Below are 15,422 nucleotides of genomic sequence, written 5' to 3' on the forward strand. Positions count from 1 at the left end.
TTGAACGACACCTGGCGAGTGTCCGGCTTCACCGAGGTGCGGCCGCTGGGCGCGGGCGCGCAGGGCCGGGTGGTGCTGGCCCGGCACGAGACGGCGGGCACCCCGGTGGCGATCAAGTATCTGCCGCCGGGCGGACCCGGGGCGCCACAGGAGGCGCTGATGCTCGCGTCGGTGGACGACCCGCACGTGGCCCGGCTGTACCAACTGGTGGAGAGCCCGCACGGCATGGCGATCGTGATGGAGGCGGTGGACGGGGTCTCGTTGAAGGAGATCCTGGGGCGGCATGGGGCGCTGGGGCCGGAGGCGGCGCTGGCGGTGCTGAAGGGGTCGCTGCTGGGTCTGGCGGCTGCGCACGCGGTGGGGGTGGTGCACCGGGACTACAAGCCGGCGAACGTGGTCGTCCAGGCAGACGGGCTGAGCAAGCTCATCGACTTCGGGATCGCGGCCCCGGCCGGCCGGGGCTCGGCCGCGGGCACCCCCCGCTACATGGCGCCGGAGCAGTGGCGCGGGGAGCCGGCCGGGCCGGCGACCGACGTGTACGCGGCGACGTGCGTGTTCTTCGAGTGCGCCACCGGGGGCCCGCCGTACCCCGAGACGGAGCGGGCGCCGCTGATGGCCCAGCACCTCACCGCGCCGCCACCGGTGGAGCGGGTACCGGAGCCACTGCGCCCGCTGCTGGCGCACGGTCTGGCCAAGCGGGCGGCGGACCGGCCGGCGGGAGCCGCCGAGTTCGTCGTGGAGTTGGAGGCGACGGCGGCGGCCGCGTACGGGCCGGACTGGGAGGCCCGGGGCGTGCGCGCGCTGGCCGGCGCGGCGGTGGCCCTGGCCATGCTGTTCCCGCTGGGCGCGCTGGCGGCGCCCGGTACGGCGGTCGCGGCCGGCGGGGGCGTGGCGGGCGCGGCGGGCGGGGGCGCGCTGGGCGCGGCCGCCACCAAGGTGACGCTCGCCGTGGCGGCGACCGCGGTGGTGACCGCGGGCGGGGCCGGGGTGTACGCGGTGCAGCAGGGGGAACCGGAACCCGCCCCCTGGCGCCCGGTCTCCCTGTCGATCGGCACCGCGAGCCGTCCCGGCGAGGAGTTCCAGTTCGTCACCGTCGGCGGTCATCGCGACCCGGCGGTGCAGCGGCGGATCAACGCGGTCCTGCGCGCCCCGGCGGACCGGCTGACGCGCTCCTTCCGCACCGGGGCGGCCTTTCCGGTGGGCACCACGGCGACCGTGACCATGCACGGCTCCGAACTGCTGTCGGTCCGCTACGACGTGTCCCCCCGCCCGGAGCCCGGCATGGAGGGGAACTGGGTGAAGAACTTCTACGCCGTCCGGACGGTGGTGGTCGACCTCGTCACCGGCCGGGCACTGGGCCCGCGCGAGCTGTTCCGGCCCGCCGTGCTGACCGACGCCGGCGCCGGGGCGCTCCTCGACCGGCTGCGGAGGCTGAGCGCCAACGGCTGCCTCAGCGAGACCGGTGGCCTGCAGGCCCGGCTCACGCCACGGGACCTCACCCGCGAGGACGCGCCCGTCCAGGTGATGCTTGCTCCCGGGCACATGGACTTCTTCGTCGATATCAGGACACTGGGCGGGGACGTCTCCGAGGCCTGCCGCAGCGAGACGATCGAGATGCCCTACGCCCGGCTGGCGGATCTGGTGATCCCCCGCCTGGCCGAGCAGGCGGCCGGAGCGCGCCCCGTGCCCACTCCGGTGCCGTCGTGACGGGGTGCCCGGGCCTGGCCCGGGCGCGCGACCTGCTCGAGCCCGAGACCCTCGCCGCGTTGACCGAACCGAAGGAGTGCCGATGAACGACACCTGGCGGGTGCCGGGCTTCACCGAGGTGAAGGTGCTCGGAGAGGGCGCGCAGGGCAGGGCGGTGCTGGTCCGGCAGGGAGAGAGCGGCCGGATCGCGGTGCTGAAGTACGCCCTCGCCGCCACCGAGGGGGCGCGGGAGGCGTTCCGGTCCGAGTCGGCGCTGCTCAAGAGCGTCCAGAGCCCGTACGTGGCGCGCTGGTTCGGCCACTACGAGCACGAGTCGACCGCGGCGATCCTGATGGAGGCGGTGGACGGCGCCCCGCTGCGCGACCTGCTGACCCGGCACGCGCCGTTGCAGCCCGAGGCCGCGCTGGCGGTGCTGAAGGGGTCGCTGCTCGGCCTGGCGGCGGCGCACGCGGCCGGGGTGGTGCACCGCGACTACAAGCCGGCGAACGTGGTCGTCCAGGCCGACGGGCTGAGCAAACTGATCGACTTCGGGGTGGCGGCGCTGGCGGGAAGGGCGGCGCGTTCGGGCACCCCGGCCTACATGGCGCCGGAGCAGTGGCGCGGGGAGCCGGCCGGGCCGGCGACCGACGTGTACGCGGCGACGTGCGTGTTCTTCGAGTGCGTCACCGGCCGCAAGCCCTACGAGGCCGCCGACCAGGTGGCGCTGATGGCCCGGCACATCACCGCCCCGCCGCCGGTGGAAGGGGTGCCGGAACCGCTGCGCCCGCTGCTGGCCCGCGGCCTGGCCAAGCATCCGGCGGACCGCCCGGACGGGGCGCGGACGTTCGTGACCGATCTGGAGGCGGCGGCCACCGCCGCCTACGGCGTCGACTGGGAGCGGCGCGGCGTCCGGGCGCTGGCCGCGGCCGCGGTGGCGCTGGCCGCGGTCTTCCCGCTGGCCGCCCTGGCCGCTCCGGCGGGCGGTGCCGTGGCCGCCGGCTCCGGGACGGCGGGAGCGGCGGGAGCGGCGTCCGGGACGGCGGGGGCGGCGTCCGGGGGCGGCGTCCTGGCGACCGCCGGCGGCAAGGTCGCCCTCGGGATCGCGGCGGCCTCCGTGGTCGGGGCCACCGCGACCGGGGCCGTCATCGTCTCCGGATCCGGAGACGAGGCGCCGCCGCCCGCGCAGTTCGTCAGCGCGTCCGAGCCACTGCTGAACACGGCGTACCCGGTTTCCGGCGGCCGGCCCGACTTCACCATCGAGGGCGTCAGGTACCTGCAGGTCACGTTGCGGGACAAGGCCCTCCAGGGGCGGGTCAACACGGCGCTGCGGGCGCCCCTGGACCGGGTGATCGCATCCTCCCGGACGACCCTGCAGCAGCAGACGGACTACGGCAGGCCGAGCCCGGGGTGCCGGGGCGCGCATCTGCGGGGCACGATGGTGCGCGGCGTCTCGGGGCCCCGGTTGGTCTCGGTGCGGTACGACCTGCAGCTCGGCCTGATCTGCGCGAGCGAGTACTTCGGCGCCGCGCCGGTGGTGACGGTCGACCCGGAGACCGGCAAGGTGATCACCTCTGCCGACATGTTCACTCCCGCCGGCCTGGGCGGGCTCTCCGGGCGGCTGCCCGCGCGGCGCCCCAGCCAGGATCTGTGCAACATGCTCCCCGCCACGATCACTCCGGCCCACCTGCGCCCCGCGGGCGGTGCCGTACTTCCCGAGGTGGTGATCATGCCGGCGGCCGACGGCCTGGAGGTGGGGCCGGGCACCGGTTTCCCCTGCGAGGGTCACCTCGTCAAGGTGCCGTACAGCAGGATCCGCGACCTGCTGGCGCCCGGCTTCCTGGCCCTGCTGCCCGCCGCCCCGACCCCCGGGCGCCCGACCCCCGGGCGCTCGTGACGGGTGCCGTCCGGACGACGAGCCGGCCGGCGCCGGGAGCCCGGTCCCGGGCCTGCGTGACGGCCGAGCGGACCTACGGATCCCCGCGCGGACGCCGTGCCGCGGGCATGACACCGAACATGACGTCGGGCATGACGTCGGGCATGACGTCGGGCATGACGTCGGGCATGACGTCGGGCATGACGTCGGGCATGACGTCGGGCATGACGTCGGGCATGACGACGGCCCCCGCCGCGGGGAGGCGGGGGCCGCCGGTAAGGGCCTGACCGGCCGGGGGTGCCGGACAGGCCCGGCTCAGGGGGGTCAGAAGGTGCGGCTGCGGGTGCTGCCCCGGCCCCAGCGACCGCCGCGGTTGGCCGCCGTCAGCAGTGCGACGCCGAGGGCGGCGATGATCACCGCGAAGAGCAGCGCGACCATCGTGCCGGCGCCCAGCGCCTCGGCGATGACCCCGCCCAGCAGTGACCCGGCGATACCGACCAGGACGGTCAGCACGACGCCGATCGGATTACGGCCCGGAACGATCACCCGGGCCAGGGCGCCGATCACGGCACCGACGAGTATGGACCAGAGAATCGTCGTCAGCATTTTGGATCCCCATCCCGTAGACGTGACGGACGGCGACCGTTATGCCCGGCTGACGCGCCTTAAACGAAAGTTTTGCCTACGGGGGTCACAGGGTGCCGAATCCGACCCGCCGGGTGTCGTCCTCGGAGATCTCCAGGTAGGCCAGCCGGTCGACGGGCACGGCGACACGGCCGCCCCGCTCGTCCTGGAGGACGAAGACGCCGTCGTCGACGGCGAGCGCCTCGTTCAGCGCCCGCTCGACCTCGTCGGCCGACAGCGTCGTCTCGACGACGAGCTCCTTGGGAACGGACTGGACACCGATGCGTACCTGCACGTGGACGGCTCCTGCCTGGAGGGTTCAGTTGGTCATCGGGAAGCCGGAGATGCCCCGCCAGGCCAGCCTGGCGATGATCTTCTCCGCGGTGTCCTTGGGGATGGCGCGATGCTGGGAGAGCCAGTAGCGGGCGCTGACCTCGGCCATGCCGACCAGGCCCATGCCCAGCAGGTACGCCTCGTCGCTGGGCGCGTCGGTGTCGGTCTGGATCACCCGGGCGATCATCTCGGCGCACTGGTGGTTGGCCCGCTCGACCCGGGCGCGGACGGGCGCGACGTTGCGCAGGTCGGATTCGAAGACCAGCCGGTACGCCTCGCCCTCGCCGGCCACGAAGTCGTAGAAGGCCTGCATGCTGGCCTGCACCCGCGTCCGGTTGTCGCTGGTGGACTCCAGCGCGTCGCGGACCGTGTTGACCAGTGCCTCGGCGTGCTCGTCGAGCAGGGCGAGGTAGAGCTCCAGCTTGCCGGGGAAGTGCTGGTACAGGACGGGCTTGCTGACACCGGCGCGTTCGGCGATCTCGTCCATCGCGGCGGCGTGGTAGCCCTGGGCGACGAACACCTCCTGCGCGGCGCCGAGCAACTGCCGGCGACGGGCCATGCGCGGCAGTCTCGTGCCACGGGGGCGGGCGTCAGGGGTCGCGGTCACCGCTTTCTCCGATCAACTGGTCATCGCGCCGCGGATGCGGCATCACGGGGAAACAATCCCATCATCCTACGCGCCAGTAACCTCGTAGGTCACTAACAAAGGATCGTGATCAGCGATAGTCGTCCTCGTCGATCCCGACGATCTGATCTTGTGCCACGACGTCGGCCTCGTTCGCGTCGAACGGCACCTCGGCGGGTGCCTCCGGCTCCTCCTCGGGAACCAGGTCGGCGTTCTGCTCGGCGGCGTCGGCCTCGTTCATCTCGGTCATGCATCCTCCATCACGGCCCCGGGCCGGGCCCCGCCCGTCGCGGGCCGGTCACAGCCGCCGGGCCAGCTCGCGCAGCGGAGGTTCGAGTGATTCACCGTAGGTCGGGAACGCGTGCACCATGTCGGTGAGCACCCCCAGCGGTATCTCGGCGCGGATCGCCAGCGCGATCTCGCCCATCCACTCCTCAGCGTACGGGCCCACGGCGGCTGCGCCGACCAGCACGCCCCGGTCGCGGTCGGCGTAAAGCTCGACGCGCCCGCCGGGACCGTCGTCCTCCAGGGCGGTGCGGACCGTGCGGGCCAGGTCGTGGCCCGCCACCAGAAGATCGACGTCGAGTTCCCGGGCCCGGGCTGGCGACAGGCCGACCGCGTAGGCCGCCGGGGTGGTACGGACCACCCGGGGGACCGCCCGGTGGTCGGCCGGGTACCGCTTGCCCAGCACGTTCGAGGCCACCACCCGCGCCTGGTAGGCCGCGGTGTGGCTGGCCGGGGGCAGCCCGGTGACGTCACCGGCCGCCCACACCCCGCCGGTGTCGGGCCCGTCGGGCTCCTCCTCGGGGACGAGCCGCCCGGTCTCGTCGACCGGCAGCCCCAGCGCGGGGTCGACCACCAGCCCCAGCGTCTCCAGGCCGAGGCCGGTGATGCGCGGCCGCCGCTCGCCCGCCACCAGGATCCGGTCGGCGTCCAGGACGACGCCGTCCGACAGCCACAGCCGGACCCCGGGATCGAGCGGATCGACCCGGTCGAGCCCGGTGCCCAGCCGCAGTTCGGCGCCCCGCCGGCGGAGCGCGCCGGCCAGCGCGTCGCCGATGAAGGGCGCCTCCGCGCCGAGCAGCCGTTCTTCGGGCTCGACCAGGGTGACGTGCGAGCCGAACGCCGCGTACGCCTGGGCCAGCTCGCAGCCGTACGGCCCGCCGCCCAGCACGACCAGCCGGCGCGGCAGGTCGGGCACGCTCAGCGCGTTGTCGCTGGTCCACACCGGGACCGTGGCCAGGCCCTCGACCTCGGGTAGCACCGGCTCGCTCCCGGTGCAGACGACCAGGTCGGTGCAGCCGTGCTCGACCCCGTCGACCTCGACGGTGCCGGGGCCGGTGATCCGGCCCCGGCCGCGGAGCAGGGTGACGCCCTCGGCGGTGAGCCGGGTCGCGGCGGCCGCGTCGTCGAGGTTCCCGGTCAGCGCCCGGCGGCGGGCGACCGCCAGCTCCCAGCTCTCGCCCCGGCGGGCCGAGTGCAGCAGCGACTTGGCCGGCAGGTCGGCGAAGTGCGGGCGCCCGCCGCCGACCAGCCGTTCCTCGACCAGGGCCACGCTCCGGCCCGCGCGTGCCAGCTCGGATGCGATCAGCTCGCCGGAGGTCCCCCCGCCGAGCACCACGACGTCGTGATCGGGCATCTGTCGTCTCCTTCCGTCGGACCCTGCCCATGGTGGCGCAATCCGGCGGCGGAGAGTAGTCGTTCGACTACGAGGAGGTTCGGCCAGGTGTTTCGCGGATGACCTCCAAGGGGTCCTTGTCGTCCCGGAGGCCGCGCCATGACGGGGCGCGCAGCCGGTCGTCGGGGGTCCACGTCCGGTAGGCGACCTCGCCCACCAGGCGAGGGTCCACCCACTGCGCGTCCTTGGCGTACTCGGCCGGAAGCTCCTCGTCGTAGGGGCTGGTGAGCCGGCGCAGCGGCCACAGCAGCTCGTACAGCTCGGTCAGCGCCTGGTCGGTGAAGCCGGTGCCCACCTCGCCGACGAAGTCCAGGGCCCCCTTCTCGTGGACGCCCAGCAGCAGCGAGCCGACCCCGCCCTCGCGCCGGCCGCGACCGGGCTTCCAGCCACAGATCACCACCTCCTGGGTAAGGAAGTTCTTCACCTTCCGCCAGAAGTCGACCCGTCGGCCCGGCAGGTACGCCGAGTCGAGCCGCTTGGCGACGACGCCCTCCAGACGCTGTTCCCGGGTGAAGTCCACCAGTTCCCGGACCTGCGCCTCGTCGGCCGCGTGCAGGAACGAGGGGGCCTCGACCGGGCCGGCACCGGCCAGTTCGAGGCCGGCCAGCATCCGCCGACGGTCGGCGTAGGGCAGGCGGAACAGCTCGCGCCCGTCCAGGTACAGCAGGTCGAAGGCCACGTACCGGACCGGGACCGCGCGGACCAGCCGGGTGTCGGGACGGGTGGCGCGCATCCGGCGTTGCAGCCGGTCGAAGCTGGGCCTGCCCCGGTGGAAGGCGACCACCTCGCCGTCGAGGATGGCGTCACGGTCGGGGACGAGATCCCCCAAAGCGGACAGTTCGGGGTAGCGGGCGGCGACCTCGGTGCCGCGCCGGCCCGCGGCGCGGACGCGCCCCTTCGAAACACGCGTGATCACACGGACGCCGTCCCACTTGACCTCCAGCGCCCAGTGCTCGGCGTCCGCGGGCAGCTCGCCGGTGGTCGCCAGCATGGGCTCCACCGGCCAGGGCATGGTCATATAGGGCTTCTTACCCGATTGTTCGTCATTGACTGTGTCAGATCGTTGTCAGACACCCGGAAAACGGTGCGGCGGGGGCTCGCGAGCCCCCGCCGCACCGTGCACGTCAGACCGGTGCGGGTTCGCGCGGTGCCGGAGTGTCCTCCTCACGAATGCCGTACCGGCGGTAGAGGCCGCCGAGCGGGCCGGGCGCCCACCAGTTGGCCCGGCCCAGCAGCCGCATGGTGGCGGGCACCAGCAGGGCCCGCACCACGGTGGCGTCCACCACGACCGCGATGACCATGCCGACCCCGAACAGCTTGATGAACGAGATGCCCGAGGTGGACAGGGCCCCGATCACCACCACGAACAGCAGGGCGGCGCTGGTGATGACGCCGCCGGTGCGCTGCAGCCCGGTGGCGACCGCCTCCGTGCTGTCCCCGGTCAGGTCGTACTGCTCGCGGACCCGCGACAGCAGGAACACCTCGTAGTCCATCGACAGGCCGAACAGCATGGCGAGCATGAGGATCGGCATGGCGGGCGCGATCGACCCGGTGGCGGTGAAGTCGAGCAGGCCCGACAGGTTGCCGTCCTGGAAGATCCAGACCACCGCGCCGAAGGCCGCGGTGAGCGACAGAAGGTTCATCACGATCGCCTTGATCGGGAGCACCACCGAGCCGAAGGCCAGGAAGAGCAGCACGAACGTGGCCAGGCCGACGAGCAGCGCCACCCAGGGCAGCGTCGCCCCCAGGCTGGCGAGCTGGTCGGAGACCAGGGCGGTCGCCCCACCGACGTGGACGTCGGCGCCGGGCGGCGGCGGCACATCGCGGACCCGCTGGAGCAGGTCGCGGGCGGCCTCGGACTGGGCGTCGCCGTCGTAGCGCAGCGCGATCCGCGCGGTCTCCCCGCGCACGGCCGTCACCTGGGCGCCGGTCACGCCCGGCACCTGGCCGAGCCGGGCGGCGAACGCGGCGGGGTCGGCGCGCCCGGTGAGCACCACGTCGACGGGGTCGGTGTTGCCGCCGGGGAAGTCGCGCTCGATGGCGTCGGCGACCACCCGGGCCTCGGTGCCGGCGGGCAGCACCTTGGTGTCCACCCCGCCCCAGTTGATCCCCAGGAAGGGTGTGCCGAGGGCGAGCAGGATGACCGCGGTTCCCACGATCACCGCGACGGGACGGCGCATCACGGCCCGGGCGAACCGGTACCAGCCCGTCCCCGGCCGGCCGCTCTCCTTCCTCCGCCAGGGGACCCGCAGCGCGTTGACCCGGGGGCCGAGCACGGACAGCAGGGCGGGCAGCACGGTGAGCGCGGCGAGCATGCACACCACCACGGTGGCGACACCGCCGTAGCCCATGGACCGCAGGAAGACCTGCGGGAACAGGGTCAGCCCGGCCAGCGAGATCGCCACCGTGACCCCGGAGACGAGCACGGTGCGGCCAGCGGTCGTCATGGTGGCGGCGACGGCGTCCTCGACGTCCTCGGTGCGGCGCAGCTCCTCCCGGAACCGGGCGACGATGAACAGCCCGTAGTCGATGGCCAGGCCGAGGCCCAGGTAGGTGGTGATGTTGATGGCGAAGATGCTGACGTCCGTGCCGAAGGTGAGCAGGTGCAGCGCGGTGAACGAGCCGAGGATCGCCAGCCCGCCGATCAGCAGCGGCAGGCCGGCCGCGGCCAGGCTCCCGAAGATCACCACCAGCAGGATCAGCAGCACCGGCATCGAGAAGATCTCGGCCCGGGCGATGTCGGAGGAGACCCGCTCGTTGATCGCGGTCTCCGTCGGCACCTGGCCGCCCAGCTGGGCGGTGAGCCCCGCCGCCGTGGCCAGGTCGTCCTTGACCGCCTCGAAGGTGTCGGCGCGGGCCCCCGCGTCCGCGCCGGCGAGCCGCAGGACGGCGTAGGTGGTCTTGCGGTCCCGGCTCACCAGGTGCTGTGCGCCGGTGGACCAGTGGGTGGTCGCCGCGGCGACCTTGTCCTTGGGCAGTGCGGCCAGTTCCCGGGCGACCGCGTCCCGGAAGGCGGGGTCGTCGACGGTGCGGCCCGCCCGGTCGCGGTAGAGCACCACCACGTCGCCCTCGGTCCGGCCGAGGCCGCGCTCGGCGATCTCCTGGGCCTGGACGCTTTCGGAGCCCGGGGTGTCGAACCCGCCGGACGACTGGAGCGCGCCGAACACGCCGGTGCCCCACACCCCCGAAAAGATCATGAAGGCCAGCGCCGCGGCCAGGACGGCCCACCGTCTGCGGTGGACCAGGCGTCCCCATCGTTCCAACATCCCTGCTCCCGGTTCGTCTCGTCACGCCTCGGCCGCCGCTCGCTGGTTATGCATGGTCACCATGGTGAACGGCGTTTACTGCGAACGGTGTTAACGTTGCATACGGCGTTCACTTCCGTCAAGGGCGTTCTTGGTGAATCATGCGAGGACGCTTCGCGCCCGACCAGAAAAGAGGATTCGATGGCCGAAACCCGGCGTGACCGGCTCCGGGCCGCCACGGTCCGTGAGATCACCGGCACGGCCCGGCGGATCCTGGTCGAGCAGGGGCCGGACGCGGTGACGCTGCGGGCGATCGCCCGGGAGATGGGCATGACCGCGCCCGCCCTGTACCGCTACTTCGACAGCCACCACGAGCTGCTGCAACACCTGATCGCCGACGTCTTCACGGAGCTGACCGACGACATCACGACGGCGCTGCACGGCCTCGGCCAGGTCGACATGGCGGTCAAGTTCGTGACCGCGGCCCGGGAGTTCCGCCGCTGGTCGTTGGGTCACCCGCGGGAGTACGCGCTCATCTTCGGCACCCCGATGCCGGGCCTGTACGTGGAGACGGCCGACATCGCCGCCGAGTGCGGCCGCCGGTTCGGCTGGACCTTCCTGCGGCTGTTCATGGAGCTGTGGCAGAAGCGGCCGTTCCCCGTGCCGGCCGACGAGGAGATCGACCCCCGGCTGCGCGAGCAGCTCCGCACCTACCGGGACGGCCTGGGCGTGTCGCTGCCGCTGGGCACGATGCTGACGTACCTGCAGTGCTGGGTGCGCCTGCAGGGCGCGGTGAGCCTGGAGGTCTTCGGCCACCTGGCCTTCGCGCTGGACGACGCCGAGCCGCTGTTCGACATGATGCTCGCCGATCTGGCCCCGATGCTCGGCCTGGAGTACCCGCCGCCGGAATGACGTTCGGTGAATTAAGGGAAATGTTTTATCTGCCCGGAATTTCCAGATTGCCGGGCGGGGTGTGAAGTGCTGAATACCGGGATAACTCGCTCTTTGCCATGTGCTGGTGAATTGTCGCGGATAATGTTCTCCGCATGCCCTCGCTCGAACACGAGATGCCGCTGGAGCTGTTCCGGAACCGGCCGGAACTGGCCCCCGAGCTGCTCAGAACGGTCTGCGGTGTGGCGGTCCCCGACTCCGCCAAGGTCAGCCTGAGTTCGGAGACGTTGAACGACGTCAAACCCAAGGAACTGCGCTGCGACACCACCGTCCTCGTCGGCGACCCCACCAATCCGGAACTGGGAATCATCGTCGAGGTACAGCTCAAGCCCAGCACCGAGAAACGGTTCAGCTGGCCGGCCTACCTGGCGGTGCTGCGCGCCCGCTGCCGGTGCCCGGTGACACTGCTGGTGCTGTGCCCGACGGCCGCCACGGCCGCCGCCTGCGCCGAACCCATCGACCTCGGCCCGCCCGGCGGCCCGGACTGGGTACTCAGACCCCAGGTCCTGGGCCCCGACCGGCTCCCCGTGGTGACCGACGCCGAACAGGCCCGCCGCCTACCGGAACTGTCGGTCCTGAGCGCCGTCGCCCACACCGATCACCCCGACTACCTGCAGGTCCTGGACGCCTACCTGGCCGCCCTGAGCGTCCCGGACGAGGACACCGCTTTTCAGTACCATCAGTATGTGCGGTCACAACTGTCCGGGGCGGCCCGGGACAGCCTGGAGGAGCTCATGACGACCACGACGCACGACTACGAAGGCGCCTTCACCGGCAAATACCACAGTGCTGGCAAAGCCGAGGGCGAAGCGGAGATGATCCTAGTCTTTCTGGAGGCCCGGGGACTGGACGTCTCCGACGAGGCTCGGGAGCGGATCACCTCCTGCACAGACCTCGATCAGTTGAAGGCTTGGGGCAGGCGAGCCGCTGTGGTCGAATCTGCCGAGGGGCTGTTCGACTGAGCCACCGGCGTCCATCCGGTGTAACCGCTGTGCCACTTCGGTGGGCTGATCGCGAGTCGTGCAGTGCAGAGCCGGGGGGGCCCAGCGCCTGCCCGGAGGCGGGCTTGGCTCTAAACGCCAGCGGCCCCGAGGCTGCGTGCCTCGGGGCCGTTCCATGCATGCGGTCGACAGGGCGTGTGCGAGGAAGGTTCAGTCACGCCTGGCTGGCGCGCTGGTCAGCGGGGGAAGAAGTCGAATTCGCCGTTGCGGACGCCGGCGGTGAAGGCTTCCCATTCGGCGCGGGTGTAGACGATGACTTCGGCGTCGGGGTGGTGGCTGTGCCGCACGGCGACCCGCTCGCTGCCGTCACCCAGGGGGCCCGCCTCCACGCAGTTGCCACCGTTGTTGGGACTGTAGGTGCTGATGTGCCAGGCGACGCGGGATCGCTCCTGGGGGCTGAGCGTTTCGTGTGTCTCTGACATGTTCACTGCCATTCGTCTGCCGCTGTTGAGATCAACTTGGCGGAGTCAACTGGACTGAGAGTCAAGCTCTCGTGTCCATCGTACGCCCGGAAAAACCGCTTATTGTCGGGCGATTCCACGTAGAGAGCACCTGCCATCGTCTCCGTGTAGGCCACTTCCGGGAACGGGTCGGGTAGTTCGAAGATCTCGAACGGACCGTAGGTGCTGGCCGGGGTGCCCGCACGGAAAGGCAGGATCCGGATGTCCACCGTGGGTCCGGCTGCGTACAGAGCGAGGCGGTGCAGTTGGGCGGCCATGGTCGCCGGGTCGCCGATCTGGCGGCGGAGAACCGCCTCGTCCATAATCACGGACAGTCGGGGCGGATCGTCGCGATCCAGCACCTGCTGCCGGGCCATCCGCAGTTCGAGCCAGCGCTCGATCTGTTCGGGTGTCGCTTCAGGATCGTTGGCGCGGATCACGCTCTCGGCGTATGCGGGTGTTTGGAGCAGGCCGGGTATCACGAAGGCGGCGAACGACCGGATGTGCATCGCCCGTGCCTCCAACCAGACGTAGTCGATCAGAGATCCGACCACGTCGCTGGAGTAGCCGTCCCACCAGCCCTTCTGCCAGACGTCCTCGCTGAGTTGCAGCAGGGCCTCGCGGCGCCTGCGGTTGGAGACGCTGTACAGATCCAGCAGGGCCATCAGGTCCGGGCGCCGGATCGGGTAGAAGCCCGACTCGAAGCGGCTGACGGTCCCGGGGTCCCGCTGGAGGTATTCGGCGACCTCCTTGAGCATGAGCCCGCTGCCGTCACGCAGGTCACGTAGCTGCTGCCCGAGCCATTGGGAGCGCAAGGTCGCCCGCTGCCGAGGGGCCATACCGGGTTCTCCCTTCCACCGAACTTCCCTCCGCGAAGAAGTTCGCAGGTATTGAGCTGAACAACTTGTTAAGTGCCTGGTTCGGTGGAACTATACCAACCGTAGGCCACCTGATGCAGTCAGTGACGAAAAGTAGGGCGAAAGAGGGCCGGGACGGGTCATCGCGTGCGAGGCGGCCCCGTCCCGGCCCGGACGCTCGGAAGGGAGCAACCCCGATGGATGGCATCCGCGGATCCGAACAACCGCCTGTCTACCACGAGCGCGATCCGGCCGGGGCCGGAGCCGATGCCGCCGACCCGGACAGGGCCGGAACGGCGAGGCTGTTCATGCTCGTCCAGGAGGACACCGACGACAACGACGTGCCCGTCCGGGACGTCGTTGCGTACGGCATGGCGCTGCCCGGCGGGCACGTCCTGACGGTGCACCCGTCGGGCAGGGGCATCAGCAACTGGCGCAGCCCGGAGAGCGCGTCCCGCCGCCTGGACTCGGAACTGGTCTGGCTCCGGTGAGCCTCGGAAAGCCGAGTCCTCCGAGATGGGGTGTCCTGCACAGCGCGGAAGAAGTCGTGAGCGCCATGAGCCCGGAAGACCTGGGCGTCTTCTCCCGCAAGTACTACGAACTGGGCCTTGCGGTGGGTTATGGCAGGGCTGTGGGCAGTGCCAAGATCATGGTGGAAGGCATCCTGAACTTCTTGGAAGTTCAGGAACTGGAGGTCTCCGATCAGGTTCGGGAACGGCTCACGTCCTGTACCGATCTCGGTCAATTGCGTGCGTGGGCCAAGCAGGCCGCCACGGCTAAATCAGCCGAGGAGATGTTCGACTGAACCGAACACGGACGGCCCCGGGATTCCGGGGCCGTCGCGTGCGTGTCGGGTCAGTAGGAGGGCAGGCTCGGGTCGATCTGGTTGACCCAGGCCAGGACGCCGCCGCCGACGTGGACCGCGTCGGTGAAGCCGGCGTTGTGCACCACGGCCAGGGCCTCGGCGCTGCGCACCCCGGACTTGCAGTGCAGGACGATCTTCTTGTCCTGCGGCAGCCGCTCCAGGGCCGCGCCGGACAGGAACTCGCCCTTGGGGATCAGCGTCGCGCCGGGGATGGAGACGATCTCGTACTCGTTGATCTCGCGGACGTCCACCAGGAAGATGTCGTCGCCGCGGTCCTGCATGTCCTTGAGCTCGGACGCGGTGATGGTCGAGCCGGCGGCGGCCGCGGCGGCCTCGTCGGAGACCGCGCCGCAGAACGCCTCGTAGTCGGGCAGCAGTTCGGTGACGGTGGGGTTCTTGCCGCACAGCACGCACTCGGGGTCCTTGCGGACCTTGACGCTGCGGTAGGTCATCTCCAGGGCGTCGTAGATCATCAGCCGCCCCACCAGCGGGTCGCCGATGCCGGTGAGCAGCTTGATGGCCTCGTTCACCTGGATGGAGCCGATGGACGCGCACAGCACGCCCAGCACCCCGCCCTCGGCGCACGACGGCACCATGCCGGGCGGCGGCGGCTCGGGGTAGAGGCAGCGGTAGCACGGCCCGTGCTCGGACCAGAAGACCGACGCCTGGCCGTCGAAGCGGTAGATGGACCCCCACACGTACGGCTTGCCGAGCAGCACCGCCGCGTCGTTGACCATGTAGCGGGTGGCGAAGTTGTCGGTGCCGTCCACGATGAGGTCGTAGCCGGAGAAGATGTCCAGCACGTTCTCGTTGGACAGCGCCTCGTTGTGCACGACGACGTTCACCAGCGGGTTGATCTCGGCGACGGTGGCGGCGGCGGACTCGGCCTTGGGACGGCCCACGTCCGACTGGCCGTGGATGATCTGGCGTTGCAGGTTGGACTCGTCGACGACGTCGAAGTCGATGACGCCCAGCGTTCCGACGCCCGCGGCGGCCAGGTACATCAGGGCGGGGGAGCCGAGGCCGCCCGCGCCGACGCACAGCACCTTGGCGTTCTTCAGGCGCTTCTGCCCGGTCATCCCGACGTCGGGGATGATCAGGTGCCGCGAGTAACGACGTACCTCGTCGACGGTCAGCTCCGCAGCGGGCTCGACCAGAGGTGGCAACGACACGGTTGTGCTCCTGCGCGTGCGATGGGGCGGGCGGGCGGACTCCTTCGTCCTGTTCACCCCCAACCTTGCCAT

General features: G+C 71.4%; 17 protein-coding genes. 6 read left to right on the top strand and 11 right to left on the bottom strand.

The genetic code is table 11. The annotated features are described in order from the left end of the window. Together DPM19_RS35785 and DPM19_RS19565 are read left to right on the top strand one after the other, a co-directional pair. Complete coding sequence (locus tag DPM19_RS35785) at positions 1 to 1,707, top strand: serine/threonine-protein kinase (RefSeq protein WP_199485174.1); 1,707 nt, start codon at positions 1 to 3, stop codon at positions 1,705 to 1,707. Positions 1,708 to 1,789: 82 nt separating this feature from the next. Then, positions 1,790 to 3,580, top strand: coding sequence for a serine/threonine-protein kinase (locus DPM19_RS19565; protein ID WP_111869410.1), 1,791 nt, complete (start codon positions 1,790 to 1,792; stop codon positions 3,578 to 3,580). 73 nt (positions 3,581 to 3,653) lie between these two features. On the opposite strand, the gene DPM19_RS35335 is transcribed toward DPM19_RS19565, so the two are convergent. The 8 genes from DPM19_RS35335 to DPM19_RS19600 all read right to left on the bottom strand — a co-directional run bounded on the left by DPM19_RS35335 (position 3,654) and on the right by DPM19_RS19600 (position 10,085). Continuing rightward, positions 3,654 to 3,797, bottom strand: a complete 144-nt coding sequence (locus tag DPM19_RS35335; RefSeq protein WP_158566831.1) for a hypothetical protein — start codon at positions 3,795 to 3,797, stop codon at positions 3,654 to 3,656. Positions 3,798 to 3,883: 86 nt separating this feature from the next. Beyond that, the gene (locus DPM19_RS19575) at positions 3,884 to 4,165 is read right to left on the bottom strand and encodes a GlsB/YeaQ/YmgE family stress response membrane protein (RefSeq protein WP_111869411.1); all 282 of its coding nucleotides are present in this window, start codon (positions 4,163 to 4,165) and stop codon (positions 3,884 to 3,886) included. An 85-nt stretch (positions 4,166 to 4,250) separates the two neighbouring features. Beyond that, positions 4,251 to 4,478: a DUF3107 domain-containing protein gene (locus DPM19_RS19580; protein ID WP_111869412.1), complete on the bottom strand. Its 228-nt coding sequence runs from the start codon at positions 4,476 to 4,478 to the stop codon at positions 4,251 to 4,253. Between the two features lie 24 nt (positions 4,479 to 4,502). Beyond that, on the bottom strand, positions 4,503 to 5,123 hold the full coding sequence (locus DPM19_RS19585) for a TetR/AcrR family transcriptional regulator (protein ID WP_111869413.1): 621 nt from the start codon (positions 5,121 to 5,123) through the stop codon (positions 4,503 to 4,505). Positions 5,124 to 5,232: 109 nt separating this feature from the next. Beyond that, complete coding sequence (locus DPM19_RS35340; protein ID WP_158566832.1) at positions 5,233 to 5,391, bottom strand: hypothetical protein; 159 nt, start codon at positions 5,389 to 5,391, stop codon at positions 5,233 to 5,235. A gap of 48 nt (positions 5,392 to 5,439) precedes the next feature. Next, positions 5,440 to 6,780, bottom strand: coding sequence for a dihydrolipoyl dehydrogenase family protein (locus tag DPM19_RS19590; RefSeq protein WP_111869414.1), 1,341 nt, complete (start codon positions 6,778 to 6,780; stop codon positions 5,440 to 5,442). A 67-nt stretch (positions 6,781 to 6,847) separates the two neighbouring features. After that, complete coding sequence (ligD, locus tag DPM19_RS19595) at positions 6,848 to 7,837, bottom strand: non-homologous end-joining DNA ligase (protein WP_199485175.1); 990 nt, start codon at positions 7,835 to 7,837, stop codon at positions 6,848 to 6,850. 106 nt (positions 7,838 to 7,943) lie between these two features. Beyond that, entirely contained in the window at positions 7,944 to 10,085 is a 2,142-nt protein-coding gene (locus DPM19_RS19600; RefSeq protein ID WP_111869415.1) for an MMPL family transporter, read from the bottom strand. Positions 10,086 to 10,265: 180 nt separating this feature from the next. Here DPM19_RS19600 and DPM19_RS19605 point away from each other — a divergent pair, with 180 nt between their 5' ends. Together DPM19_RS19605 and DPM19_RS19610 are read left to right on the top strand one after the other, a co-directional pair. Further along, positions 10,266 to 10,976, top strand: a complete 711-nt coding sequence (locus DPM19_RS19605) for a TetR/AcrR family transcriptional regulator (RefSeq protein ID WP_111869416.1) — start codon at positions 10,266 to 10,268, stop codon at positions 10,974 to 10,976. A gap of 134 nt (positions 10,977 to 11,110) precedes the next feature. After that, positions 11,111 to 11,977: a hypothetical protein gene (locus DPM19_RS19610; RefSeq protein WP_111869417.1), complete on the top strand. Its 867-nt coding sequence runs from the start codon at positions 11,111 to 11,113 to the stop codon at positions 11,975 to 11,977. Positions 11,978 to 12,192: 215 nt separating this feature from the next. Here DPM19_RS19610 and DPM19_RS19615 read toward each other — a convergent pair whose 3' ends face one another. Next, positions 12,193 to 12,438 carry a DUF397 domain-containing protein gene (locus DPM19_RS19615; RefSeq protein WP_111869418.1) on the bottom strand — a complete coding sequence of 82 codons (246 nt, stop codon included), beginning with the start codon at positions 12,436 to 12,438 and terminating at the stop codon, positions 12,193 to 12,195. Positions 12,439 to 12,440: 2 nt separating this feature from the next. Then, positions 12,441 to 13,295, bottom strand: a complete 855-nt coding sequence (locus DPM19_RS19620) for a helix-turn-helix domain-containing protein (RefSeq protein WP_111869419.1) — start codon at positions 13,293 to 13,295, stop codon at positions 12,441 to 12,443. Between the two features lie 215 nt (positions 13,296 to 13,510). On the opposite strand from DPM19_RS19620, the gene DPM19_RS19625 reads away from it, so the two are divergent. Next, entirely contained in the window at positions 13,511 to 13,804 is a 294-nt protein-coding gene (locus DPM19_RS19625; RefSeq protein ID WP_111869420.1) for a hypothetical protein, read from the top strand. Positions 13,805 to 13,860: 56 nt separating this feature from the next. Continuing rightward, complete coding sequence (locus DPM19_RS19630; protein ID WP_111869421.1) at positions 13,861 to 14,118, top strand: hypothetical protein; 258 nt, start codon at positions 13,861 to 13,863, stop codon at positions 14,116 to 14,118. Positions 14,119 to 14,168: 50 nt separating this feature from the next. Here the strand turns inward: DPM19_RS19630 and moeZ are convergent, their stop codons facing one another. Continuing rightward, positions 14,169 to 15,350, bottom strand: coding sequence for an adenylyltransferase/sulfurtransferase MoeZ (moeZ, locus tag DPM19_RS19635; protein WP_111869422.1), 1,182 nt, complete (start codon positions 15,348 to 15,350; stop codon positions 14,169 to 14,171). Positions 15,351 to 15,422: the final 72 nt, after the last annotated feature.

This window comes from Actinomadura craniellae, from assembly GCF_003289645.1.
Classification (GTDB): Bacteria; Actinomycetota; Actinomycetes; order Streptosporangiales; family Streptosporangiaceae; genus Actinomadura_D; species Actinomadura_D craniellae.